A 19,437-nucleotide genomic window follows, 5' to 3' on the forward strand; every position below is an offset into this window, starting at 1 on the left:
CTATCGTTCGCGAGTTTCTGCGAACCCGCGCAGTTACGTCCCACTTCCACTCGAAAACCCACTGCGCTCCGGACGGCGGCGCGCCCGGACTGGCGAGCATCGGAGACAACGGATTCGGCGGCACCACCACCGCATTCCCGAACACTCCGCAGGTCAACCACACCGGCCGTGAACGGCCGGACCGTCCCCTGTCGGGGCCGCACCGAGTGGTCACCACAGGGGTTCGTACAAGCCGCCTCAGCCTGACATGTCGGGGACCCCGACCCATCAACCCACGCTCGCAAGCTCCCTCTTCGGGGATGACAGGCCACCCTCGCCACGTCAGACCGCTGCGTCTCATCCGAACCTCGAAAGGATCTCGCATGCTTCCCGACCGCCACGACGCAGTCATCGCCGCCGCCGCTCAGCGCGGCGCCACCGCCGCCGGCCACGACCTTGCCGACGCCGAGCACAAGGCCCCCGCTCGCCTCGACGAGCGGATCTGGGACGGGCTGCTCGCCAAGCACACCATCGCCGCCGACACGGTCTCGCTCCAGCTCGACTGACCGAGGCACGACCCCGCCCACACCGGGCGGGGTCAGCACCGGTGTACCGGCCGAATGCTGCTGTCCGCGCCCGACACCGACCGAACGCGTGCCGCGTTCGCATCGCCCCCTGCGGGGTCGCTTCCAGTGGTTACCAAGGAGGTCGTACGAGACGTCTCAGCCTGACATGCCGGGGGCCCGTCCTATCAACCCACGCTCGCAAGCTCCCTCTTCGGGGTTGACAGTCCACCCTCAGCCTGTCCGACCGGGACGTCTCATCCGAACCTTCCGGAAGGTCCCCAAGTCATGAACGATCACCAGATCATCACCCACTTCATCGGCGAAGCCGCTCAGCTGCCCGCCGAAGATCCCCGCGCGAAGCGCTGGGCGCTCGAGGCGCTCGCGCTCGCCAGCGCAGCAGAGCTGCCGCTGCTCATCGAGGAGGCCGAGGGAGTGCTCGGGCGCATCGCACACGACACCACCTGCACGTGGTGCGCAGGAGTGCCAGGCGCGGCCATCCCGGTCGGATCGTTCTGGTGCACCCACTAGAGAACGATCCGCACCTGCCCAGCCCGAAAGGGTTGGGCAGGTTGCCTGTTGGCCCTCACCACACGAGATCGACCGGCGCGCCGAACACCAGCTGCAGCCGTAACCTCCACCCGATCGGATCGGATCGGATCGGCGACCGCGAGCGGTCGCATCGCCCCCGTGCGGGGTCGCTTCCAGTGGTCACCAAGGGGGTCGTACGAGTCGCCTCAGCCTGACATGCCGGGGACCCCGACCCATCAACCCACGCTCGCACGCTCCCTCTTCGGGGTTGACAGGCCACCCTCGCCACGTCAGACCGCTGCGTCTCATCCGAACCTCGAAAGGAACTCGCCATGAACCACGTCCCCGATCGCCTGACGGCCATCGCCTCCGAAGCCCGCAACCGCGGCGCCAACGCCGCCACCCACAACCTGGGAGGCCTCCACGCCGACATCCACCACGCCGGACTACCCGGCTCCGGACTCAGCGCCACCGGCCACTACACCGCACCCGCCAACATCCCAGATCACCTCTGGGAACACTTCCTCACCACACACCGCACCGCCTGAACACAGCCCGGCCCCGCCCATACCGGGCGGGGCCACCAGTTCCCTCGCAGCTCGACCGTCACTGCCGCGATGCCGGAATAGAACGGGCCCGCAACGCTGTTGACCAGATCGACGGCGTTCGATCCCAATGCCCCGGGTACCAACCATCAGCCGCTACGAGCGGCCACCTGCCGAGAGGCGCACTGGCGAACACCGTCACCCAAACTCGATTTCGAGCCACGCACCCCGGTACACCGGGTGCGTGGCTCGAAATCATTCACATGAATGACAGTCGGCGGAACCAACCGACGAACTGCCGCGTCCAATCGGATATGGACGATCACGAGCGACGAGCAATCCGCGACGAAGGTTTCGACCCCGACGATCCGCACGTCATCTCGGCATTGCGGCAGGTCACAGCCACACTGCGTGCGTATCGCCATCTCCTCGACGGCTACCCATGGCTCCACATCGCGTCCGAGCTGTACCTACCTGCGCCTCCACTTCCCGTATTCGACATCGAACACGCGTTCGAGTAGATTCATGGTGTCCCACCGGTACGGCGAAAGGTCGATTCCATGGCCGCTGCCGACCCCATCCCGGACCTGACCGGACTCGACAAAACCGCTCAGCTCGACGCCCTCCGCAGGCGAATGGCATCGATCCCCGGACGCCGCGACCACGCACCCGCCGACCTACCAGCCGAATCGCCGGTGAAATCCACGTCGGTGACAGTGCTTCCCCATGACGCCGCCGCTGCTGTCGACGGCGGCAGCGGCAACGCCCTCACGCCCGCTGTACCGGCGCGAACACTTCGAACCATCCCAGTACCCCTACCGATGGCCGAACTGCTCCCACACGGCGCACTGGCCCGTGGAACAGCCCTCTCCGTCACAGGAGCCGGGTCCGTTCTCGTCGGACTCGTTGCCGCCGCGAGCGCCGCCGGCCACCACATCGCGATCATCGGGCAACCCAAATTCGGGCTACTCGCCGTCCACGAACACGGAGGCGACCTCACCCGCGTCGCACTCGTCGATCCCGGAGATCCGGACACGGCTCTCGACGCCGCCAGTATTTGCCTCGATGGCCTCGACATCGTCGTGACCACCCTCGGTGGCCGCGACATCCCACCGACCCGAGCCCGTGCATTGTTAGCCCGATGTCGCAGTCACGCTTCGGTTTTGATAACCACCGACGGCCGCATGCCCGGCCTCGACCTCACCATCGCATCCCGAACCGTGGCAGTCGCAGGCATCGAGCAGGGGAGAGGCCGCCTACGCGCAATCACCATCGAAACAGCCGTCCACGGCCGCGGAACACCCCAGCGCACCGGTCGCTACACCCTCACCGCACCCGCCTTCGGCACCGACCAACGCCTCAACTGGACGGCCGCCACCGACGACCAGACGGCACTCACCGGTGCCACACGCCGGACGCTCGCGGCCGCGCAATGACCACACACCACGACCCTGCCGGCGACCTGTTCGAACGCTGGCCCGTCACCTTCGACCCACCCACACGCCGCATCGTCGACCCACCCCAACCGGTCATCGTCTCCGTATCGGCAGCACTACCAGGATCCTCGAACACCTCGTTCCGCGACGGCACACCACTCAAAGTTAGAGCTGAGGGGCTCAGCGTCGATATCAAAGTCCAAGGGGCGTTGTTGGCGTGGGCACGGCTCGCCAACGGTGCCTGGCTCGCCTGCGTGAAATTCTCCGTACCCACAGGAAATGGAAAGGGGCACTTGGACATGCAAAGCCAATGGGTGCCAAGTGACGCCATCACACCCATGCGCTGACCAACGCGTGGACTACGAGGGAATCGAACCAGAAGCTATCCAAGGAGACACATGAACATCGGCGACCGCGTCCACATCGCCCCCGGCGCATCCAGCGTCGTCGTCATCCGCGAAATCCACGACGACGGCCTGGTCATGGTCGAACACGAGACACCCGGAACCGGCGTCTACCCCTACCTCACCAAACCCGATCACTTCATCCCCGCCACCACAGAACCATCAGCGCCGGCCGCAGGCGACGAACCCGGCCCGGCCGAGCAGCAACCGGCCATCAGCGACGGCAGCTACCTCGACGAACTCAACACCAACTAACCATCCCGCAGGCCCGCGTAGCGCGGCCTGCGTTGTGGCTCAGGAGTCGGACGCCGACTAGCCACGGCGGAAAGAACGCCTCGCCGCAGCCACCCCGCGAGCTCGCAGATACGCACTCAACGTCACCCCCGCAGCGTCCGCGGCCTGGGTGACCTCGTCATGCTCCGACTCGGTGAAACGCACCGACACCACGAAATCAAGCGTCGGACCCTCCGACTTCGGCCTACCACGCTGCGTCATGCACCCATTTTACCAACTACAATAAATGGTTGCGCAGCCCTATTTAACCGCATACAATAAATAGCAACCATCTAGGCGAAATGACTGCAACACAAAAACATTCGGGGGGAACATGAACTACGAACCGCAACTACCAGCAGGGGCATCGCCCCTGCTCGACATCCTGCCCTGGCTACTGTGGGGCTGCGTACTTTTCGGCATCGGCGGAATCGTGATCGGCGGCAGGCAGCTGATCTGGGCCCGCTCCCTCGGAGAACCGGACAGAGCCGGGAAAGGACTCGCCGCGATAGCCGGCGGAGTCGTGATCACATCCAGTGCAGGCCTGGTCGGCTCCATACTTCCGGCAGGTAGCAACGAGTCCGACGACACCAACGCTGCTCCCGTGGACATACCGTCCACCGACGCAGCACCGCCCCCGGTCGCCGGGCCACCGAGCGAACCATTCGACTGGACACCCCTCATTTGGCTCGGAGCCGGAATGGCAGCAATAACGGTATTGGCGCTGACCGGGTACCTCGTCGTACGCACCCGGCACCGCGTCCTCGACCGCAAAGCCGCAGCCCACACCCTCGCCGCCGACTTCGCCGCAGCGCAAGCCATCTACGCCCAGGTCGCAGACGCCTACGCCGAATACCTCGCCGACCCCTACGCCATCTTCACCCGGCCACAGCTCGACAACTTGGGCGAACCACGCACCGCCGCCTTCATCGACGCATTCGCGGCCGCAGGCGCACTCAACACCGACACCTGCCCCAGCACCCCAGAGCGCGTGCAGGCCTTCGCCGACGCCTCACGAACCGCACTCAACGCCTGGAACACCGCAGACCAGCACGCCCGCGCCATCGGCATGGGCGCACAGACCGAAGACACCAAACGCACCGTCCGCCGCATCCGCAGCGCACTCGAGCTCGCCCTCGACGACTCCGCAGCCGCAGGCGAACGAGAAGCCGCCATGACGACCGTCCAGCGCCTCTCCGACGGACTAATAACCGTCCCCGACCGCGTCTACGCCACAGCCAAGACCGCGATAGAAAACATCACACGCAAACAACTCACCAGCTGAAACGACGCCCAGGTGGATGCGAGCACGAAGAACCTGTCGCACCCACCTGGCACCATCACCACCACACTCACGACATCAACCTGGGGGAACCACATGATGACGAAGACACTTGGCACCCGAACCACAACGCTCGCCTACGCACTCGCAGGCCTCGCCGCCTTCGCAGGCCTCCTAGCGCTGGTCATCTGGACCATCACCCCGGCCGAACGAGGCGGCGACATCACGCCACAATCACCGGTCGACGTCACCGCCTACTGGACAATCCTCGGCGTCACCGCGGCGATAACACTCCTCGTCATCACACCACTTGCATTACTGAGCGGACCCAAGATCGTCCGTCGCTGGATTCACCGCAACGACGACAGTGAACACCACGCGACGAGCAGCAACCCAACGACCTACGGCGAAAAGACTTCTCTGCCGACCAGTGCACCCAGCGCAACCGACGCAGCTCCGCCAGCGACCGAACGCACCTTCGACGCCTTCCGCGCCGGCACTGTCCCCCTACTGCCACCCAGCGCGCTACCCGGCCAGATCGTCGGCACAGGAGGCATTCTGCCGACACCACGCCGAATACCGCGCACAATCTCCAACATCGAGCCCGAGCAGGAGAAGACCCCGTGAACATCCTCACCGCCCGCAGCGAACACACCAAACTCCGACGCCAACTCCGCAGCAACTACACCGAAAACAACATCCAGAAATACATGGACCACGCACGCCACTACTCCCAGCTGCGCATCACCCTCTACACCCTCAGCGAATACACACTCGGCCTACTCGCCGTCGTCGCCGCCGCCTACAACGTCCTCCACATCTGGAACGGCGACACCAACCAAATCAGCATCCTCGAACTCGCATTCCCCTTTCTCGCAACAGCATTCGCCACGAACCTGCACCACACCAACAAAAACCTCAACACCACATACGCCACCGACACCATCAACGACGTCAACACCGCCAAACACATCCACGAACTGATGAACCGCGACCGCGACCAAGACTGAACCGTCCAACACCGGTGCTCGACACTGAGCGAGCCGCGACCACAGGAGGCACCACCATCGAGCACTACGACATGCCCCTCCTCCTCGCCCCCTACAGCTACGCCACAACACGCAAACAACTTCGTCCACTCCAACAACAACTCTGGACCGCCTACACACCAGAACTCGCCGACCACTACACCCACACAGCCGAGAAATACCACTACAGCAAACTCACACTCCTCGAAGCAGCCCGCACACTCACCTGGGCAGCCCTGATAGCCCTCACCATCAGCGCAATCCTCAACACAACCAACAACGGCATCACCCTCCCCACCATCCTCATAACAGCAACCGCAGCCCTCACCTGGGCAACCAAAGCGGCAATCAACAACAGCATCACCACCGAAATACTCAGCCCATGCTTCGGCAGCGGACTGCGCATCATCGACACCGCCGAAACCGCCCACGAAACCCGCACCAACAACCGCAACAACTGAACAAACACAACACCAGCGCTACCGCGACACCGAGCCAGGTCACGCTCCGTCGCTCCCGCACAATCACTTTCGCAGCCGTACCCCCACACCACGCCGCCGTCGAGCCCACGCTCCGGCGGCGCAGGCGTCCCACCACACGAACCATGTCCAGTTCGAAAGCAAGCCCTGACGGGCCCAGCGCGTCCCTCCGGGCCGCCCCCCGATCGAACTCCGCCGCGCTCCGTCCGCTGAAAAGAGAAGCAATTTCTTTGACGAGGCTTCGAACGCGCTGGTCAGCGGGCGAGCTGCCACGCAGCTGTTTGCTGCCCGGCGATGCTGACAAGTCGATCGAGGCCGACGTTCATATCGACCAGGTGTGAGTCGGCTAGCGGAATCTCGTTGAGCGGCTGAGGTTCCACGAACTGCAGGTGGTACTGGTTGTATCCGCCACTGTCGATGCATGATCCGACGACTCGGCCGCGGCTGGTGGTCCACGTCGAATCAGATGTCGGCACCGCCTCGGGTGCCGTGGTGTACTGCAGCAGAACCGCAATGATCCCAAAAGCGAACGGTGCGCTCGGCACCGTGATTCCGACAGGCCGATCGTTGCCGCTCAGTGCTGCTGGGTCGGTGCACGCCACCTGATAGCCGGGTCCACTCGGTAGTCCCCAACGCTGAGAAGGTAGGTCGAGGTCAGCGTTGCCGAAGACGGAGAGCGGCGGTACAAATGTGTTGGTGGAATATGCAACAACGCAACCGAACTGACCGCGCTCGGTACACAGCGGGATGTTCGTGAAGTCGCCGCCGGTGGTGCTGCCGCGGGCAGTTTCGACGTTCCCGCCCATTAGAAACGCGCCGACGAGTTGTGTCCGCAGTGCGGCATCTCGGTCGAAGGTGTCGCGCATCAGCTTACGCAGCATGAACGTGCCTTGCGAGTGGCCGATGAGGATGACACCTCGACCGTTGTTCTCGGTGGCCATGTAGTTGTCCCAGGCGGCGCGCACATCGGAGTACGCCAGGTCGATCGACGGTCCGGCGGCTCCCGCCAGGGCCAGAAGCACACCGACCGGCGGCGTCTGGCGGTAGACCGGTGCGAATACGCGGCACTGAGTGTTGAACCGGGCGGCTTGTAAGCTCGCGGTCGACGCGACCTCGGGGGTGGCGTAGCCGGGGGCGTTGAGGGCTACGTCGTTGGTGACGGTGGGGTAGAGGTAGAAGCAGTCGACGGATTTGTCGGATTCTGGCACCGCCGCGGGTGCCGGCGTGGTGACACCGGTGCCGAGATCGGTGCTGTCTCCGGGGAGGTCGCACGGGTCGGCGGCCATGTTCGGGTTGCACAGCCAAGTTGTGGTCGGTGCAGGTTGTGCACTGGCGGTGCCAGCGCCGACCAACCCTCCTACCAGCAGAGTCAGGCCCAGAAGTGCTGCCGTTGCGCGTTGTCCCACTGCTGAAGCCCCCTGCGATTCACTGGTGACGGATGTCACTGCCACGAAAGATAGCAGGGCCGTGCAAGGCCTTGAGCCAGCCCGTCGCCGCCTGAACGCAGCGATGCCAGATCTTCTTGAGTTCTAGGCGCAGGCGTCACCACCAGCAATGACGCCGGTTCACAGACAGGCCCTGGCGGGCCACACGCGCCCCTGCGGGCCGCCCCGAACGGAACTCCGCTGCGCTCCGCTCTCAGAAGCGTTGAAAGCATCAATTTCTTTCGACGTCGGTGGCTTCTCCGAGCATTCAGCACCCATGACCTCCGCATCAACCGCCGGCGGCTGACGCCGACCCAAGGGCTCCGAAAAACTTTTCACACCCACACTCGCTGCGCTCGCGGTGAAAACTTCCCCGGCCCGACCGTTGACCCTCCGGCCCCGTGCGCTGAATTTCTCTCCCCAGCCACCACGGCAAAAGAAATTGGCAGGGCGAAGGTCCGGCCACCGTCACGAGGAGAGGTCACCATGCGAGCACAACACCCCAGCACCGCCGACGAAATCGACATCCTCGTCCACCGCCAAGGCAAACCCGCCATCCGCCGCACCGTCAAACGCGCCAGCGCCAGACGCGACCGCCGAACCGCACGCCGCGAACTCCGCAACTAACCCACACCGCCCGTCCTGCAACCCAATTCAACACACACCGAAAGGCATTCACCATGACGCAACACCGCATCTCCTTCGCCACCGCCGCCGACACCCTCGCCGCCATCCCCGCACTACTCGGATTCACACCCGAAAACTCCGTCGTCGTCATCGCCCTCGCCAAGGACGCCGCAGGCGGTGGCCACCTCGTCGCAGCCGCCATGCGGGTAGACGCATTCGGGGCCGAAACCGCAGCGATCCGGCTAGCGGCCGCCGCAGCCCGCCAAGACATCGACGGGCAACCCGTCACCGCCGTCATCCTCGCCGCCATCGCAGACCCCGCACACGCCGGAGCCGCGTTGATCGGACTCGACGCGATCCGCGAAGCAATGGCCGGATCCGCAATCGACACCCTTCTCGCCCTGCACGCCTACAGCCTCACCGCCGGATCGATCTACACCGACCTCGACCGCAACACCGACGGAATCGTCCCCGACCCCGCCCTCAGCGAAGCAGCGACAGCAATGGCAGTCGAGGAAGGCCTCTCGAGCACCGGCCGCCGCAGCGACATCGCAGCACGATTCGACCAAGGCGCGGCCATCCCCGAATCGATCGGGCTGGCCGCCGCGACAACGATGGGGGAGGACTTCCTACCCGTCACGTTCGACGAGCTCGCCGCCGTGATCCACGCCCGCGAAATCCCCAGCGCAGACCTCACCGCCCGCGTCGGACTCGCACTGTCCACCGGGCACACCGAAGTACGTGACGCGTTCCTCGCGATGGCCACCCACGGCGCACGCGAAGCAGGAGAGACATTCATCCGCATCGCCGCCAGGCTCACCGGAACCGCCCGCGCGCACGCCCTCACCCTCGCAGGGCTGTTCCACTACGCCGTCGGCGACGGTGCAACCGCCGGTATCGCGATCGAGACCGTCAACCGGGAAACCACCCCATCGACTCCGATGCCGAGCCTGGCCCGACTGCTCGACACCGCACTGCAAGGAGGCGCACCGCCGAAACTCATCCGCGACGTCATCGCCGTCATCACCCCGCACTACGTCGCCGACCACATCGGCCGAGTCCAGAGCTACACCTAGACAAAAACCGGACGCGGCCCCTCACCGACGAGGTGGCCGCGCCCGGCAGCTCGGCTCACGGCGTGGGGCCGGTGCTTCGGGCATCGAGCCCTCACACCGACAAGCGCGAACTCGACCAGCAGCCCACCCCGGAGCAGGCGGCCCACCTGTACCCGGGGTGAACGCAGCGGAAAAGCGCTCAGAGAGAGGTCGGACGGGCTGGCCAGGTGACATCGACGTCGCCGGCCGACTCCGGACGGGTCTCGTCCACCGGAATACCGGCCACGATCGCATCCAACGCGAGATCAGACGGCGCAGGCGAGGCATTCACCACCGCTTTCGACAATGCGTGTTCGACCTTCGAGCGCTTCATACCCGGCACCCTACCGGCCGACCTTCGGCCGGCACCCGGACTGAACTCCGCTCGCTCCGTACCTCACGACAAGGGAAGAACGTTCTTGTCGGCATCTGGCTTCGAACGAGAATGCGGCCTACGGGCGCCACCGGTCAACCCCTGGCGTCGCGAGCTCCGGCCAAGGCTCCGAACACTTTTCACACCCACACGCGCCCTGCACGCGGTGAAAACTGCCCGGCCCAAGCATTGACAGGCGTCCACCCGTCCACCGCTGTCTCTTCCCTGCGCCAGATCACGGCGAAAAGAACGTGGCACAGCAACACGGACAGGCCACCCCGGCCAGTTCCAAAGGGTGGCTGGAGGTGCTGAATGTGGTTCGCTCGGAATGATGAAAAGCGCTCGACAACAACGATATTGAAGTATTTATCGTAGTCGATTAAATCTAGACACACGGACGTATATTCGATAGAATGAAACCCAATCGAGCACATCCGAAACGGAGACAATCATGGCGATCACCGTCTACACCAAACCGAACTGCGGACAATGCGACGCCACGAAAAGCAGACTCGACAAGCGCGGTCTCAAGTACCAGAGCGTCGACATCACCGAAGACGACACCGCCCGCCACTACGTCACCTGCGAACTCGGCTACCTGCAAGCGCCCGTCGTGGTCGTCGACGACAACACCCACTGGAGCGGCTTCCGGATCGACGCAATCGACAAACTCGCAGCAGCCTGACAACTCCGCAACCACCGAAGGAGGCACCCGCCATGCGACTCGTACCCGTCTACACCCCCGACCCCGACTACATCGACCGCCAGATCGACGCCGAACTGGCCGCAGAACACGACCGGACACAAAGCTCGCCCGAGCAATCCGACGTCGACAAGATTGCGTCATGACCACACTGAGCAGCGTGGACACCGAAGTAGACGACCCCACCCCGAACCGGCCCACACTCGCGTCACGCAGGGCAGTGGAGGCCGTCGAAGAGCTCGACGACACTGTCGAGGATGCCCTGATGGTTCTCGGACCCACACAGAGGATCCTCGCCGCACTCCGTGGCCGCACCAGCGGACTCGTGCTGTCCCACGAAGACGCAGCGACCACCGCCGAGCGCCTCGACGACGTCCGCACCACGCTCGAAGCGATACGCGCCGACCTCGCCCACACGCTCGCCAGCTACGACTCCTGACTACTCAGACCACCGACACGAACGAGGCCCGCGATGAACGCGCTACGCGCAGTCCCCACACCGGACGATGAAGCCGCACAGCACGATGCGGAATCGTCTGCCGCGGTGGTCGAGGTACTCACCTCCCTCGCGGACGAGCTCGCCTACGATCCCGCCACCGACCCCGAAGCGCTGCTGCTGTGCGCCCTGATGTGGAGTGATCACACCGGGGGACTGCCTTCCGAAGATCGACGGATCGCCGAAATCCTGACAGACCGCGACTTCGAGATCACCGCGTACGGGCGTTTGTTCACTGTCATCGCAGACCTCATCACGGCCGGCGAGCACTACGACCCAGCGAGCGTCACCATCACTCTCGTTCGAGCCGGAGCGGACGGCGAGAAAGATGCGAATGTGCGGCGCAGGCTCAACGAGGTCATCACGGCCAGAGCCGACGGATACAAAGCCACCCACTACGCCGACATGGTCCTCTCCCAGTCCTACCGGCGCAGCTTCCACACCGCCGCCGCCGCGATCATGCAGGCCGCCGAAGAAGCACCCGAGGAATACCTGTTCGAGCACATGCTCGAACACGGCCGCCGCCAACGCGCAGCATTCAACCGGCTGAACCACTTCCGAAGCGCACACACCGAGAACGACGAGAACCCGGCATGACAAGCTCGACAGCGATGACCGACGAACACGCCACCGATACCGACGACACGCTCCCGGCGCACGTCCGCGACACGATCACGGCCGTCCGCAGCGCCGCGAGCGACCTCACTCGCGTCGACCGCGGCCCGGACGCGCTGACCGTGCAGGTGTGCTCGGCATCGGAACTGTCCTACGACCCAGCGACATGGACGACACTGGGCACCTACCTCGCCGCCGATGCTGCCCTGCTCGCAGATCGGCTCGTCGACGCACTCGGGGACAGCGCCAACCTGCACACCGACACCGGAGTCCTCGTCGTCACCCACACCTACACCGCGGAGGACACGGCCATGAGCACCCACGACATCACCGTCGAACCGCCGCTGCTGACACTGCATACAGACCGTGTCGACGAACTCGACGACACCGTGAAAGACCCCACCGGAAACGACTCACTGCTACGGCTGCAGCAACACTGGCTCCTGCAAGCTGCTCTCGATACCGGGGTGATCACCTACGACCGCCAGAAGTGGGGCGACCTCACACTGTCGGCGACATTCGAGGAACCCAACCAACACGAGATCGTCTACCAAATCACCTACGACATCGCCGGTGCACCCAACGTCACAGACGGCGCGGCCACCGACTACCCAGCCGACTTCAACGAGCTCGACAACGACGCCCAAAACCTCGTCCCGTCGACACTCGTTCCGAACCCGCCCACCGCAACCAATTGGCTGAGCATGATCGTCGCCGGCCTCAACGACCTACACCGCGGCACTGCCATGCTCGCCCGCGGCTGGCCGCAGTAAGTACCTGTCGCACTGGCCACCTGAGGTGGTACCCGAACACGACGCAGCGCCTGACACCCTTCGGTGTCAAGCGCTGCCGCGTTCGAGTTGGCTGCCTGGTCAGTCGTCGTGACCGTGATACGTCCGCAGCAGCTGCGCAAGAGCGAGCGCGCCGGTGGGATCGTCGAGCGAGGGCGCGAACAGTTCGACCAGGTCGAGATCCCCGGAATCACGGACCGCATCGAGTAGCTCCAACGATGCCCGCACCTCGAAACCCGGTCCGGACAACCGGTTGATCGTTGCCAACAGTTCGACGAAACGCGGCGCAGTCTCCAGCTGCAACGTGTGCCGCATCAGCTTGAACGCCGTCACCGCTTCCGGCGATCCGAGTTCGGCGAGTACCGCCACCTCCGCAAGGTCGGACTCGGACAGAGCGCCGCCGTGATCGCGGCCGCCGCCGGTCACGACCGCGCTCTGTCTGCCGGTGCGGTGCCGCCAGCGAAGTGAACAGTGTGCGCGAGCAGTCGGTCGAGCTGCGCGGTCAGGTCGATGACCTGGTGTGCGTCGACGACCGAATCCAAGGTCGCGAGGTTCGCGCGGAGGCGGGTGATCTGCCCGTACCGCTCCACTGCGGCTGCGTCGGTATCGGAGAGTGCGACGCTGTGCGCGACGAGCACGATCGACCGTGCGTCGATCTCGGTGACTGCGCCTTCCATCCGGCCCGGTGCGGCCGCAGTCAGGTGGTCGACGAGTTCGCCGGCCACCTGCCGCGCCAGCGGCGTGGGGTAGTCGCCGAGGACCGTGGTCGAGTCAGGAAGCGGATCCGGGCGCACCGACCGGACCTGAACCTCGAGCACATCGACCCGCTCATGTCCGTCGGGGAGCGGCGGCCGCGTGGACAGCACCGTCGCTGCGGCCGCGCGGACGTAGTCCGGTGGTGAGAGTTCGGCGCCGCGGACACCAGCGGCATAGTTCGGGATGGCCGCCAACGCGCACGCGATCTCACCGGTCGACCCGACCACGAAGACATCGGTATCGGTGTGACCCTCGCCCTCCCGGTTGATGGTGACCGCGAGCTCGCCGGCCTTGCGCAGTGTGGTCACTGCTTCGGCTTGGGTGATCGCGAACCTGGCCGCGGTGGAATGGGTGTAGAAGTGCCCGCGGGTGTGCACGAACCCGGGGTCGCCGTACTGGTCGAGAGTGGCGATCTCGACAGAAAGAAGTTTGCCGGTGCTCGGCGTGGTCGGAGGTGGTCGGTGGGCGGGTGTGGAGTGTTCTGTTGTGGTCATGTGGGAAGGCCTTCGGAACGAGGGTTCGGCACAGCACGTACGCGGTGTGGCCGGCGGTCAGAACGCGGCATCGAGAGGCAGGAGTTGAATGCCGGCGCTGCCGAGTGCGCAGACGCCGCCGATGACGAACAGGGTCTTCGACATCCGGTCCATCGGCGCCCACACGAGCGGCATCAAGGCGAAGCGGATACCGGCCGCACCGATCGCGAACATGGAGACGAACACCAACAGCCACGCACCTGTGTTGAGGACGCCCATCGGGTCAGCTCGCGTTCGCGTAGTTCTCGCCCGACACGCTCTGCCCTGATCTTGTGCGATCGGTATCCGGCGACTGCCCGGTGTCCGGCGTCGCCTCTGTAGCGGTCTGCTCGCTGGTGGTGGTCACCGCCGGCCGCACGCGCGGTGTACGTGAGCTGCCGGACTTGGTTGCCGCAGGGGTGCTCGCGGTCTTCTTGGTGGCTGCTGAGTGCGGGACTTTGAGACCGGACGCGCGAAGCTCGGCGGCCGACCAACCACCGTCGAGTGCGGCTTTGATCGCGGCGAGTTCCTTCGCGCCTGCTGCGCGTTCGACGGCGTTCGCTTCGGCGACCTTCGTTGCGGCCGCGGTGCGTTCGTTCTGCGCGGCAACGATCGCGTCGATGAGACCGAGGCGGGCATCGAGGGCGGCTTGCGCGGCGGCGCGGACGGTGGACGGGTCGAGCGGTGAGAGTGACATGTGCGGGCCTTTCGGAGACGGCGTAGAGCGCACACACAGTCGATGTGTGGCGCTGCTTCTGACGCGGTCTCGGGCGGCCCGCACGGCTGCCCGATATCCGAAGGCAACGCTATCGAATACAACCGACATATGCACGCCCACCGCCGACTGTATGCCTTGTGCGGTATATACCGTGCGAGGTATACTTTGGTGGTGGATGTTGATGCACCGGAAGAGTTCTTCGACTGGCTCGATCGCGTCGAGGCCAAAGCCGACGCGGGTGATGCCGCGTCGGTGCGGGTGCTTGCTCGGGTGACCGATGCGTTGGTGCAACTGCGCGAGCTCGACGGTCCACCGCCGGAGGATCGGCCGGACCTCAAGCGGGTGCGGCAGTCGAAGAAGTTTCCGGTGTGGCGCACCGCGCATCCGTTCGATGCGCAGATCGCGCTGCGGTTGATCTGCTGGTTCCCGCCCGACAGCAACTCGGTGGTGGTGGCGTTGTTTGCGGCCGACAAGGCGCGGATGGGTGATGTGTTCTACGACGGTGTCGGCGCACGAGCTGATGTCGCGATCGAGCGGTGGCTACGAGAGACCGCAGAAGGAGAGCAGTGATGAGCGAGAAGACGTTCCGGCGCGCGAACGACCGAATCGAACAACTACGCACCAAGCCCGCTATCGCGGAGACGGTGGCCGAGTTCGCAGCCGAGCGAGAGGCGATGAACCGCGTGTACGCGGAAGGGCTCGCCGACATCCGTAAGGCCGGCAACCTCACGCAAGTGGAGATGGCCGCGTTGCTCGGAACGAATCAGGGTGCGGTGTCGCGGATCGAGAGCCGCGACGACCTGTTGCTGTCGACGCTGCGGCAGTACCTCGCCGCGACCGGTGCTGTGCACCCGAAGATCGTCGTCGAAAAGGACGGCGTCGAAATCGCACTCGACCTCGACGCGTTCGCCTAACTTCTCGGTGTCGTATGTGTACGGCGTCTGCTCGCTTTACTCGTCGTTCGGGTCCGGGAACTCCGTGGCCGGTGCGACGGTGACATGGTCCGGGCGTTGATTGTCAGGCCACATTGGCTGGTCCGGTCCGATGACGACGTCGACTAAAGACGCCGTGCTCAGGTCGACGCCGCGAAAGTCTGCTCCGTCGAGGGTGGCGCCGTCAAAGCAGGCGTTCGTCAGTTTAGAATTCGCGAAATTCGCGTCGTACAAATAAGCGCCGTCGAACCGAGAACGTATACCGAGGTCGGCTCCGGTGAAATTGGCGCTGTGCAGTTTGGCTCCTCGAAAATCCGCGAACGAACCTGTTGCGTTCGTGAAGTCCGCAGCTTTAGCTATTGCCTTCCGGAACTCGGCGTTGTCCAGTTGTGCGCCCTCAAGTTTGGCCTTCTTCATGTGCGCCCCGTTGAGGTGTGCCGCGTTCAGCTGCGCGCCCCTGAGTTTGGCACCGTCGAGATCGGAGCCGTCGAGAATGCATCCCTTTAGGTCGGCGTTGTCGAGTTCGGCGTTGGGGAGTAACGACGTTCGGAGATCGGCGGAGCGGAGGTCTGCGTTGTCGAGGTTCGCGCGTGTGAGATCAAAGTCCGCGCCCCGCCACGACGGGTCGTTCGTCACGCGCGTCACGTGGGTCGTGTGAGTTCGTATCGCGGTGATGATGGCGGTGCGCACAATGTCCTCGTCGGCTTTTAGAGCGTCGACCAATTCGAGGACGTCGCCCTCTCCTAGTTGAGCATGCAGCGCAGAGTAGGCGGTGGTATTTCGACGCAGGTATGCACAGAGCACGTCGATGCATACTTGGCGGTCGCGCTCGGACGCGAGCGTGGATCCAGTCGCGGCATACCAGTCGTCGGCGAGCGAGGCTAGGGAGTAGACGCCGGCGAGCCTAATTGTCGCCGCGTCGTTGGCCAACTGGGTGGTGCTGCTGGTGAAGCGCAACTGGAGATCGCGCATTACCTCACGGTGGTGTGCCTGCTTCCGGGCGTTTTGCTGCTCAGCGAGCTTCGCGAGTTCGTCGGCACTGGTCCGATCGCGGGTCAGCTTCGCGCTGTAGAACGTCAGCGCGGCACCGATGAGTACTGCCAGTCCGCCAATCGTCGTGCCCTGGCCTGATTCGATCGGCAGGTTCAGGATGAAAGCAAAGATGGCTAGCGCAACGCCAACGACACTGATTGCGATCCCCAGGACCGGTCCGACTTTTAGTAGTTGGAAGATGAGCTCCGGATGCTTACGCGAGAGCTTCTCTTCCTTGTTCGTTTCCGGTGGAGGTTCGTCCTCGTTGGCACTCATGCTCGTATCGTCCCCTGATTTGGCTGCATGGTCAGCGGTTGCCCCCAACTGTGGATCGGACTGTGTCCTCATGTGGATGTCCGAGAGTTCCCAGGCCGCTCCGCTCGGTCTCAGGCACCCACAATTGGGTCCGAATCCACAACCGGGGACAACCGCCGGCCGCGCACCTGCGGCGCGCGAAATCTGAGCTCGCGGCGCTCGTCCTGAGCGTCTTTTCTGGCGACCCACTCCGAAGGCTCCGCGAGCCACCAGCATGCCCCTGGCGGAGCAAGCTATAACTTGGGTGCCCTAAATCTAGCGATTTCGGCGGGCACCTGCCACACTGTTGGTGTGGGTCCCCAGGTGTGGGGTCGCTGCGCTGGGCAAATGTGAGGTGCCGACGGTGAGGAGCGGGTGATGGGGGAGACCAAAGCGGGGTGGCTTCGCACCCGTCAGTCGAACGTTGTCGGCGGGCGGATGCACCGGCATGTCGTGAAGTTGACCGATGAGCAGGAGCTGGCGGTTCAGGCTGCTGCGCGGGTGCAGGGTGTGACGGTGGCGCGGTTGCTCGCGGACTCGGCGTTGAAGGCTCCGCGGGCGTCGGTGTCGCGTGAGGATCTGACGGAATTGTTCGCGGTCACCAAGCTCATTGCTGCGGTCGGCCGGAACCTGAACCAGCTCGCGAAGGTCGCGAACGCGACGGGCGAGGTGCCACCGGAAACTGCTGCGGCAGTGGACGCGGTGCGCAGGGTTTTCGATCGACTCGAACGTCTTCCCCGGGATCTGGTCGGTCGTTGATTCCGAACATCACTCGGGGCGCGAAGATGACAGGGCTGGTGGTGTATCTCGCCGGGCCGGGCAAGTCGAACGAGCACGAGAACCCGCACATCGTGGCCGGCCACGAAACCATCATGTATGCGGCGCCATCGGCAGAGCTCTCGCACGAGGACGCGATCGCGCTTGCGGGAAAGTTGGACACCGCGCGGGTGGTGTTCGGTACCGAGGTGACCGTCACGAGCAAGCGGAAGATGAACGCTGCGATCGACGACGGTATAACCCGGTCGGTCGCGTTGGCCGACGCGACATCGGACCAGAATGTATGGCACTGCTCGCTGTCACTGAACCCGGACGAGGGTGAACTGCCGGACGAGAAGTGGGCTGCGATCGCCTCCGATTTCATGAAGGAGATGGGGTTCGACGACCCTGACTCTCCACGCGCACCGGCACGCTGGGTGGCCATCCGTCACGGCAAGACCACCGCGGGCGGCGACCACATCCATATCGCTGCATCAGCGGTCCGTGAGGACGGTACGAAGGTCAACACCTTCAACGATTTCAAGCGTGCCCAGACCGCCTGCAACGTTCTCGAACACCGCCACCAGTTGGTGGTCCTGTCCTCGCGCGAAGCAGAACGCGGAAGCCGCGGTGTCAAGCCCGCCGAAGCGGCACGCGCCCGCCGCGCGAATGCTCCGGAGACTGCGCGTGAGGCGATGGAGCGGACCGTGCGTGCGTGCGCGACGGCATCGAAGACAGAAGCGGAATTCGTGCGACGACTGCGCGCCCGGAAGCTGTTGGTGCGCCCGCGCTACGAGAAGGGAACGACCGGCGAGGTCGTCGGTTACTCCGTTGCCACGACGCCGACACCGGCCGAGCGAGCAAACGGCGGACGACCGGTCTGGTACGGCGGCGGACGGTTGTCGAAGGACCTCACCTTGCCGCGGTTGCGCGATGAGTGGGACCAGAGCGAAGACGCACGTACAGCGGCGACCGCGGAGTGGAAGGCCACGCGTCGCGGTAGCGCGGTGACCGTGAGCAACGGCCGCGAACTCACGCCGATCGACCCGAAGCTGATCGCCCGCGCCGCGCAGGACATCGGCAAGTGGAACACGTACCTGGGGTCGATACCGACCACCGATACCGCGCAATGGGCGCGTGCTGCGGGCCGCACAGCGGGTGTGTTCGCAGCATGGTCGGCGCGGATGGAACCGACACCGGGACCACTGGCGGCGGCGGCCCGCACGTTGGCCGACTCGGCACAGATTTCAGCGCACCAGCGTGCTCCAGTGTCACAGAAGAGATTGTCCGCAGGCGGGGCCGCATTGATCTTGTTGCAAGTGGGGACCACCGATCCGGCCGCGGGGTACATGCTGCTGTTGCATCAGTTGACCAAGACAGTGCGAGCGATCGCGGACGCGCACCGCGCGGCAGGGGATTTGGCGCGGGCGTCGGCGGTGGAGACGTTGGCGCGAACCGAACTCGCGGCCGTGCGTGCACGGTTGCAACCCGTGTCCGAGGCTGCTCTGGCGACGTCACCGGTCTCGGTTGCCGAGCGCACGCGGCCGGTGACGGCCAGTGAGCAACGCAAGGCGTACAACGCGGAAGTCGATGCGCGCACCGACATCTCCGAGGAGATCAAAGAGGTTCTCAAGGCACGTCACGCTGACACTGTCGGGGTTGGCAAGTCGAGGGGGCGGCGATTGACCGAGTCACCTCAAGCTAAACCGACCCGAGACGGACAGCTGAACCGTGAACCTAGGGACAGAGGACGATGAGCATTGCTGCAACGGCCGCAGATCAAACAGGTGCTCT

General features: G+C 64.7%; 30 protein-coding genes. 22 read left to right on the forward strand and 8 right to left on the reverse strand.

All coding sequences use genetic code 11. From position 1 onward, the window contains the following. From ACODSO_RS24215 to ACODSO_RS24245, 7 genes are all read left to right on the forward strand, one after another. Nucleotides 1-545, forward strand: a 545-nt coding sequence (locus ACODSO_RS24215; RefSeq protein ID WP_489039218.1) for a hypothetical protein, incomplete at its 5' end; no start/stop codon positions are given. Nucleotides 546-830: 285 nt separating this feature from the next. Beyond that, a complete protein-coding gene (locus ACODSO_RS24220) occupies nucleotides 831-1,073 on the forward strand; it encodes a hypothetical protein (protein WP_094731834.1) in 243 nt (80 codons plus the stop codon). Between the two features lie 332 nt (nucleotides 1,074-1,405). After that, entirely contained in the window at nucleotides 1,406-1,621 is a 216-nt protein-coding gene (locus tag ACODSO_RS24225; protein ID WP_489039219.1) for a hypothetical protein, read from the forward strand. A 311-nt stretch (nucleotides 1,622-1,932) separates the two neighbouring features. Beyond that, nucleotides 1,933-2,139, forward strand: coding sequence for a hypothetical protein (locus tag ACODSO_RS24230; protein ID WP_489039220.1), 207 nt, complete (start codon nucleotides 1,933-1,935; stop codon nucleotides 2,137-2,139). 39 nt (nucleotides 2,140-2,178) lie between these two features. Continuing rightward, nucleotides 2,179-3,054 carry a hypothetical protein gene (locus ACODSO_RS24235; protein WP_489039221.1) on the forward strand — a complete coding sequence of 292 codons (876 nt, stop codon included), beginning with the start codon at nucleotides 2,179-2,181 and terminating at the stop codon, nucleotides 3,052-3,054. After that, a complete protein-coding gene (locus ACODSO_RS24240) occupies nucleotides 3,051-3,401 on the forward strand; it encodes a hypothetical protein (RefSeq protein ID WP_489039222.1) in 351 nt (116 codons plus the stop codon). Before ACODSO_RS24235 ends, ACODSO_RS24240 begins: the two co-directional genes overlap by 4 nt. 51 nt (nucleotides 3,402-3,452) lie before the next feature. After that, nucleotides 3,453-3,713, forward strand: coding sequence for a hypothetical protein (locus tag ACODSO_RS24245; RefSeq protein WP_094731839.1), 261 nt, complete (start codon nucleotides 3,453-3,455; stop codon nucleotides 3,711-3,713). Between the two features lie 57 nt (nucleotides 3,714-3,770). Here the strand turns inward: ACODSO_RS24245 and ACODSO_RS24250 are convergent, their stop codons facing one another. Beyond that, nucleotides 3,771-3,953 carry a plasmid mobilization protein gene (locus tag ACODSO_RS24250; RefSeq protein WP_489039223.1) on the reverse strand — a complete coding sequence of 61 codons (183 nt, stop codon included), beginning with the start codon at nucleotides 3,951-3,953 and terminating at the stop codon, nucleotides 3,771-3,773. Between the two features lie 112 nt (nucleotides 3,954-4,065). Here ACODSO_RS24250 and ACODSO_RS24255 point away from each other — a divergent pair, with 112 nt between their 5' ends. From ACODSO_RS24255 to ACODSO_RS24270, 4 genes are all read left to right on the forward strand, one after another. Beyond that, entirely contained in the window at nucleotides 4,066-5,016 is a 951-nt protein-coding gene (locus tag ACODSO_RS24255) for a hypothetical protein (RefSeq protein WP_489039224.1), read from the forward strand. A gap of 96 nt (nucleotides 5,017-5,112) precedes the next feature. Next, the gene (locus tag ACODSO_RS24260; protein WP_489039225.1) at nucleotides 5,113-5,640 is read left to right on the forward strand and encodes a hypothetical protein; all 528 of its coding nucleotides are present in this window, start codon (nucleotides 5,113-5,115) and stop codon (nucleotides 5,638-5,640) included. Beyond that, on the forward strand, nucleotides 5,637-6,023 hold the full coding sequence (locus ACODSO_RS24265; RefSeq protein WP_489039226.1) for a hypothetical protein: 387 nt from the start codon (nucleotides 5,637-5,639) through the stop codon (nucleotides 6,021-6,023). The genes ACODSO_RS24260 and ACODSO_RS24265 overlap by 4 nt, the downstream gene beginning before the upstream one ends. Before the next feature lie 14 nt (nucleotides 6,024-6,037). Continuing rightward, nucleotides 6,038-6,502 carry a hypothetical protein gene (locus ACODSO_RS24270; protein WP_489039227.1) on the forward strand — a complete coding sequence of 155 codons (465 nt, stop codon included), beginning with the start codon at nucleotides 6,038-6,040 and terminating at the stop codon, nucleotides 6,500-6,502. Nucleotides 6,503-6,774: 272 nt separating this feature from the next. On the opposite strand, the gene ACODSO_RS24275 is transcribed toward ACODSO_RS24270, so the two are convergent. After that, on the reverse strand, nucleotides 6,775-7,965 hold the full coding sequence (locus ACODSO_RS24275) for a DUF3089 domain-containing protein (RefSeq protein ID WP_489039228.1): 1,191 nt from the start codon (nucleotides 7,963-7,965) through the stop codon (nucleotides 6,775-6,777). Between the two features lie 465 nt (nucleotides 7,966-8,430). Between ACODSO_RS24275 and ACODSO_RS24280 the strand changes: the two genes are divergently transcribed. Next, on the forward strand, nucleotides 8,431-8,571 hold the full coding sequence (locus ACODSO_RS24280; RefSeq protein ID WP_155291694.1) for a hypothetical protein: 141 nt from the start codon (nucleotides 8,431-8,433) through the stop codon (nucleotides 8,569-8,571). Nucleotides 8,572-8,624: 53 nt separating this feature from the next. Next, complete coding sequence (locus tag ACODSO_RS24285; protein ID WP_489039229.1) at nucleotides 8,625-9,647, forward strand: DUF4192 domain-containing protein; 1,023 nt, start codon at nucleotides 8,625-8,627, stop codon at nucleotides 9,645-9,647. Between the two features lie 178 nt (nucleotides 9,648-9,825). Here ACODSO_RS24285 and ACODSO_RS24290 read toward each other — a convergent pair whose 3' ends face one another. After that, nucleotides 9,826-9,999 (reverse strand): hypothetical protein, encoded by a 174-nt coding sequence (locus ACODSO_RS24290; protein ID WP_179276886.1) that lies wholly within the window; start codon nucleotides 9,997-9,999, stop codon nucleotides 9,826-9,828. A gap of 490 nt (nucleotides 10,000-10,489) precedes the next feature. Here ACODSO_RS24290 and nrdH point away from each other — a divergent pair, with 490 nt between their 5' ends. From nrdH to ACODSO_RS24315, 5 genes are read left to right on the forward strand one after another with little or no spacing between them, the layout of a single operon-like run. Continuing rightward, on the forward strand, nucleotides 10,490-10,723 hold the full coding sequence (gene nrdH / locus ACODSO_RS24295) for a glutaredoxin-like protein NrdH (RefSeq protein ID WP_489039230.1): 234 nt from the start codon (nucleotides 10,490-10,492) through the stop codon (nucleotides 10,721-10,723). A gap of 32 nt (nucleotides 10,724-10,755) precedes the next feature. Then, on the forward strand, nucleotides 10,756-10,887 hold the full coding sequence (locus tag ACODSO_RS24300; protein WP_256980116.1) for a hypothetical protein: 132 nt from the start codon (nucleotides 10,756-10,758) through the stop codon (nucleotides 10,885-10,887). After that, the gene (locus ACODSO_RS24305; protein WP_094731847.1) at nucleotides 10,884-11,180 is read left to right on the forward strand and encodes a hypothetical protein; all 297 of its coding nucleotides are present in this window, start codon (nucleotides 10,884-10,886) and stop codon (nucleotides 11,178-11,180) included. The genes ACODSO_RS24300 and ACODSO_RS24305 overlap by 4 nt, the downstream gene beginning before the upstream one ends. A 33-nt stretch (nucleotides 11,181-11,213) precedes the next feature. After that, nucleotides 11,214-11,834, forward strand: coding sequence for a DnaB-like helicase N-terminal domain-containing protein (locus ACODSO_RS24310; protein ID WP_489039231.1), 621 nt, complete (start codon nucleotides 11,214-11,216; stop codon nucleotides 11,832-11,834). Next, nucleotides 11,831-12,625, forward strand: coding sequence for a hypothetical protein (locus ACODSO_RS24315; protein WP_489039232.1), 795 nt, complete (start codon nucleotides 11,831-11,833; stop codon nucleotides 12,623-12,625). The genes ACODSO_RS24310 and ACODSO_RS24315 overlap by 4 nt, the downstream gene beginning before the upstream one ends. 99 nt (nucleotides 12,626-12,724) lie before the next feature. On the opposite strand, the gene ACODSO_RS24320 is transcribed toward ACODSO_RS24315, so the two are convergent. From ACODSO_RS24320 to ACODSO_RS24335, 4 genes are read right to left on the reverse strand one after another with little or no spacing between them, the layout of a single operon-like run. Further along, a complete protein-coding gene (locus ACODSO_RS24320) occupies nucleotides 12,725-13,069 on the reverse strand; it encodes a hypothetical protein (protein ID WP_489039233.1) in 345 nt (114 codons plus the stop codon). Then, complete coding sequence (locus ACODSO_RS24325; protein ID WP_489039234.1) at nucleotides 13,066-13,893, reverse strand: methyltransferase; 828 nt, start codon at nucleotides 13,891-13,893, stop codon at nucleotides 13,066-13,068. The genes ACODSO_RS24320 and ACODSO_RS24325 overlap by 4 nt, the downstream gene beginning before the upstream one ends. A 57-nt stretch (nucleotides 13,894-13,950) precedes the next feature. Further along, the gene (locus ACODSO_RS24330; protein ID WP_489039235.1) at nucleotides 13,951-14,151 is read right to left on the reverse strand and encodes a hypothetical protein; all 201 of its coding nucleotides are present in this window, start codon (nucleotides 14,149-14,151) and stop codon (nucleotides 13,951-13,953) included. Nucleotides 14,152-14,155: 4 nt separating this feature from the next. Then, nucleotides 14,156-14,608 (reverse strand): hypothetical protein, encoded by a 453-nt coding sequence (locus tag ACODSO_RS24335; RefSeq protein WP_489039236.1) that lies wholly within the window; start codon nucleotides 14,606-14,608, stop codon nucleotides 14,156-14,158. A gap of 192 nt (nucleotides 14,609-14,800) precedes the next feature. Between ACODSO_RS24335 and ACODSO_RS24340 the strand changes: the two genes are divergently transcribed. Further along, the gene (locus tag ACODSO_RS24340; protein WP_489039237.1) at nucleotides 14,801-15,199 is read left to right on the forward strand and encodes a hypothetical protein; all 399 of its coding nucleotides are present in this window, start codon (nucleotides 14,801-14,803) and stop codon (nucleotides 15,197-15,199) included. Further along, entirely contained in the window at nucleotides 15,199-15,543 is a 345-nt protein-coding gene (locus tag ACODSO_RS24345) for a helix-turn-helix domain-containing protein (protein ID WP_094731964.1), read from the forward strand. Before ACODSO_RS24340 ends, ACODSO_RS24345 begins: the two co-directional genes overlap by 1 nt. A 36-nt stretch (nucleotides 15,544-15,579) precedes the next feature. On the opposite strand, the gene ACODSO_RS24350 is transcribed toward ACODSO_RS24345, so the two are convergent. Next, nucleotides 15,580-16,869, reverse strand: coding sequence for a pentapeptide repeat-containing protein (locus tag ACODSO_RS24350; RefSeq protein WP_489039238.1), 1,290 nt, complete (start codon nucleotides 16,867-16,869; stop codon nucleotides 15,580-15,582). Nucleotides 16,870-17,265: 396 nt separating this feature from the next. On the opposite strand from ACODSO_RS24350, the gene ACODSO_RS24355 reads away from it, so the two are divergent. Together ACODSO_RS24355 and ACODSO_RS24360 are read left to right on the forward strand one after the other, a co-directional pair. Beyond that, nucleotides 17,266-17,646 carry a plasmid mobilization protein gene (locus tag ACODSO_RS24355; protein WP_489039239.1) on the forward strand — a complete coding sequence of 127 codons (381 nt, stop codon included), beginning with the start codon at nucleotides 17,266-17,268 and terminating at the stop codon, nucleotides 17,644-17,646. A 26-nt stretch (nucleotides 17,647-17,672) separates the two neighbouring features. Then, nucleotides 17,673-19,400, forward strand: a complete 1,728-nt coding sequence (locus tag ACODSO_RS24360; protein ID WP_489039240.1) for a relaxase/mobilization nuclease domain-containing protein — start codon at nucleotides 17,673-17,675, stop codon at nucleotides 19,398-19,400. The last annotated feature ends 37 nt before the right edge of the window (nucleotides 19,401-19,437 follow it).

It is taken from the genome of Rhodococcus sp. FG69 (genome assembly GCF_057808915.1).

Bases quoted from the DNA above. Each gene is read 5' to 3' on its own strand.
- ACODSO_RS24235 (WP_489039221.1), top strand. From the start codon at position 2,179: ATGGCCGCTGCCGACCCCATCCCGGACCTGACCGGACTCGACAAAACC.
- nrdH (WP_489039230.1), top strand. From the start codon at position 10,490: ATGGCGATCACCGTCTACACCAAACCGAACTGCGGACAATGCGACGCC.
- ACODSO_RS24345 (WP_094731964.1), top strand. From the start codon at position 15,199: ATGAGCGAGAAGACGTTCCGGCGCGCGAACGACCGAATCGAACAACTA.
- ACODSO_RS24285 (WP_489039229.1), top strand. From the start codon at position 8,625: ATGACGCAACACCGCATCTCCTTCGCCACCGCCGCCGACACCCTCGCC.
- ACODSO_RS24230 (WP_489039220.1), top strand. From the start codon at position 1,933: ATGGACGATCACGAGCGACGAGCAATCCGCGACGAAGGTTTCGACCCC.
- ACODSO_RS24325 (WP_489039234.1), bottom strand. From the start codon at position 13,893: ATGACCACAACAGAACACTCCACACCCGCCCACCGACCACCTCCGACC.
- ACODSO_RS24360 (WP_489039240.1), top strand. From the start codon at position 17,673: ATGACAGGGCTGGTGGTGTATCTCGCCGGGCCGGGCAAGTCGAACGAG.
- ACODSO_RS24315 (WP_489039232.1), top strand. From the start codon at position 11,831: ATGACAAGCTCGACAGCGATGACCGACGAACACGCCACCGATACCGAC.
- ACODSO_RS24290 (WP_179276886.1), bottom strand. From the start codon at position 9,999: ATGAAGCGCTCGAAGGTCGAACACGCATTGTCGAAAGCGGTGGTGAAT.
- ACODSO_RS24250 (WP_489039223.1), bottom strand. From the start codon at position 3,953: ATGACGCAGCGTGGTAGGCCGAAGTCGGAGGGTCCGACGCTTGATTTC.
- ACODSO_RS24350 (WP_489039238.1), bottom strand. From the start codon at position 16,869: ATGAGTGCCAACGAGGACGAACCTCCACCGGAAACGAACAAGGAAGAG.
- ACODSO_RS24355 (WP_489039239.1), top strand. From the start codon at position 17,266: ATGGGGGAGACCAAAGCGGGGTGGCTTCGCACCCGTCAGTCGAACGTT.
- ACODSO_RS24280 (WP_155291694.1), top strand. From the start codon at position 8,431: ATGCGAGCACAACACCCCAGCACCGCCGACGAAATCGACATCCTCGTC.
- ACODSO_RS24335 (WP_489039236.1), bottom strand. From the start codon at position 14,608: ATGTCACTCTCACCGCTCGACCCGTCCACCGTCCGCGCCGCCGCGCAA.
- ACODSO_RS24220 (WP_094731834.1), top strand. From the start codon at position 831: ATGAACGATCACCAGATCATCACCCACTTCATCGGCGAAGCCGCTCAG.
- ACODSO_RS24245 (WP_094731839.1), top strand. From the start codon at position 3,453: ATGAACATCGGCGACCGCGTCCACATCGCCCCCGGCGCATCCAGCGTC.
- ACODSO_RS24255 (WP_489039224.1), top strand. From the start codon at position 4,066: ATGAACTACGAACCGCAACTACCAGCAGGGGCATCGCCCCTGCTCGAC.
- ACODSO_RS24305 (WP_094731847.1), top strand. From the start codon at position 10,884: ATGACCACACTGAGCAGCGTGGACACCGAAGTAGACGACCCCACCCCG.
- ACODSO_RS24260 (WP_489039225.1), top strand. From the start codon at position 5,113: ATGACGAAGACACTTGGCACCCGAACCACAACGCTCGCCTACGCACTC.
- ACODSO_RS24330 (WP_489039235.1), bottom strand. From the start codon at position 14,151: ATGGGCGTCCTCAACACAGGTGCGTGGCTGTTGGTGTTCGTCTCCATG.
- ACODSO_RS24240 (WP_489039222.1), top strand. From the start codon at position 3,051: ATGACCACACACCACGACCCTGCCGGCGACCTGTTCGAACGCTGGCCC.
- ACODSO_RS24310 (WP_489039231.1), top strand. From the start codon at position 11,214: ATGAACGCGCTACGCGCAGTCCCCACACCGGACGATGAAGCCGCACAG.
- ACODSO_RS24300 (WP_256980116.1), top strand. From the start codon at position 10,756: ATGCGACTCGTACCCGTCTACACCCCCGACCCCGACTACATCGACCGC.
- ACODSO_RS24225 (WP_489039219.1), top strand. From the start codon at position 1,406: ATGAACCACGTCCCCGATCGCCTGACGGCCATCGCCTCCGAAGCCCGC.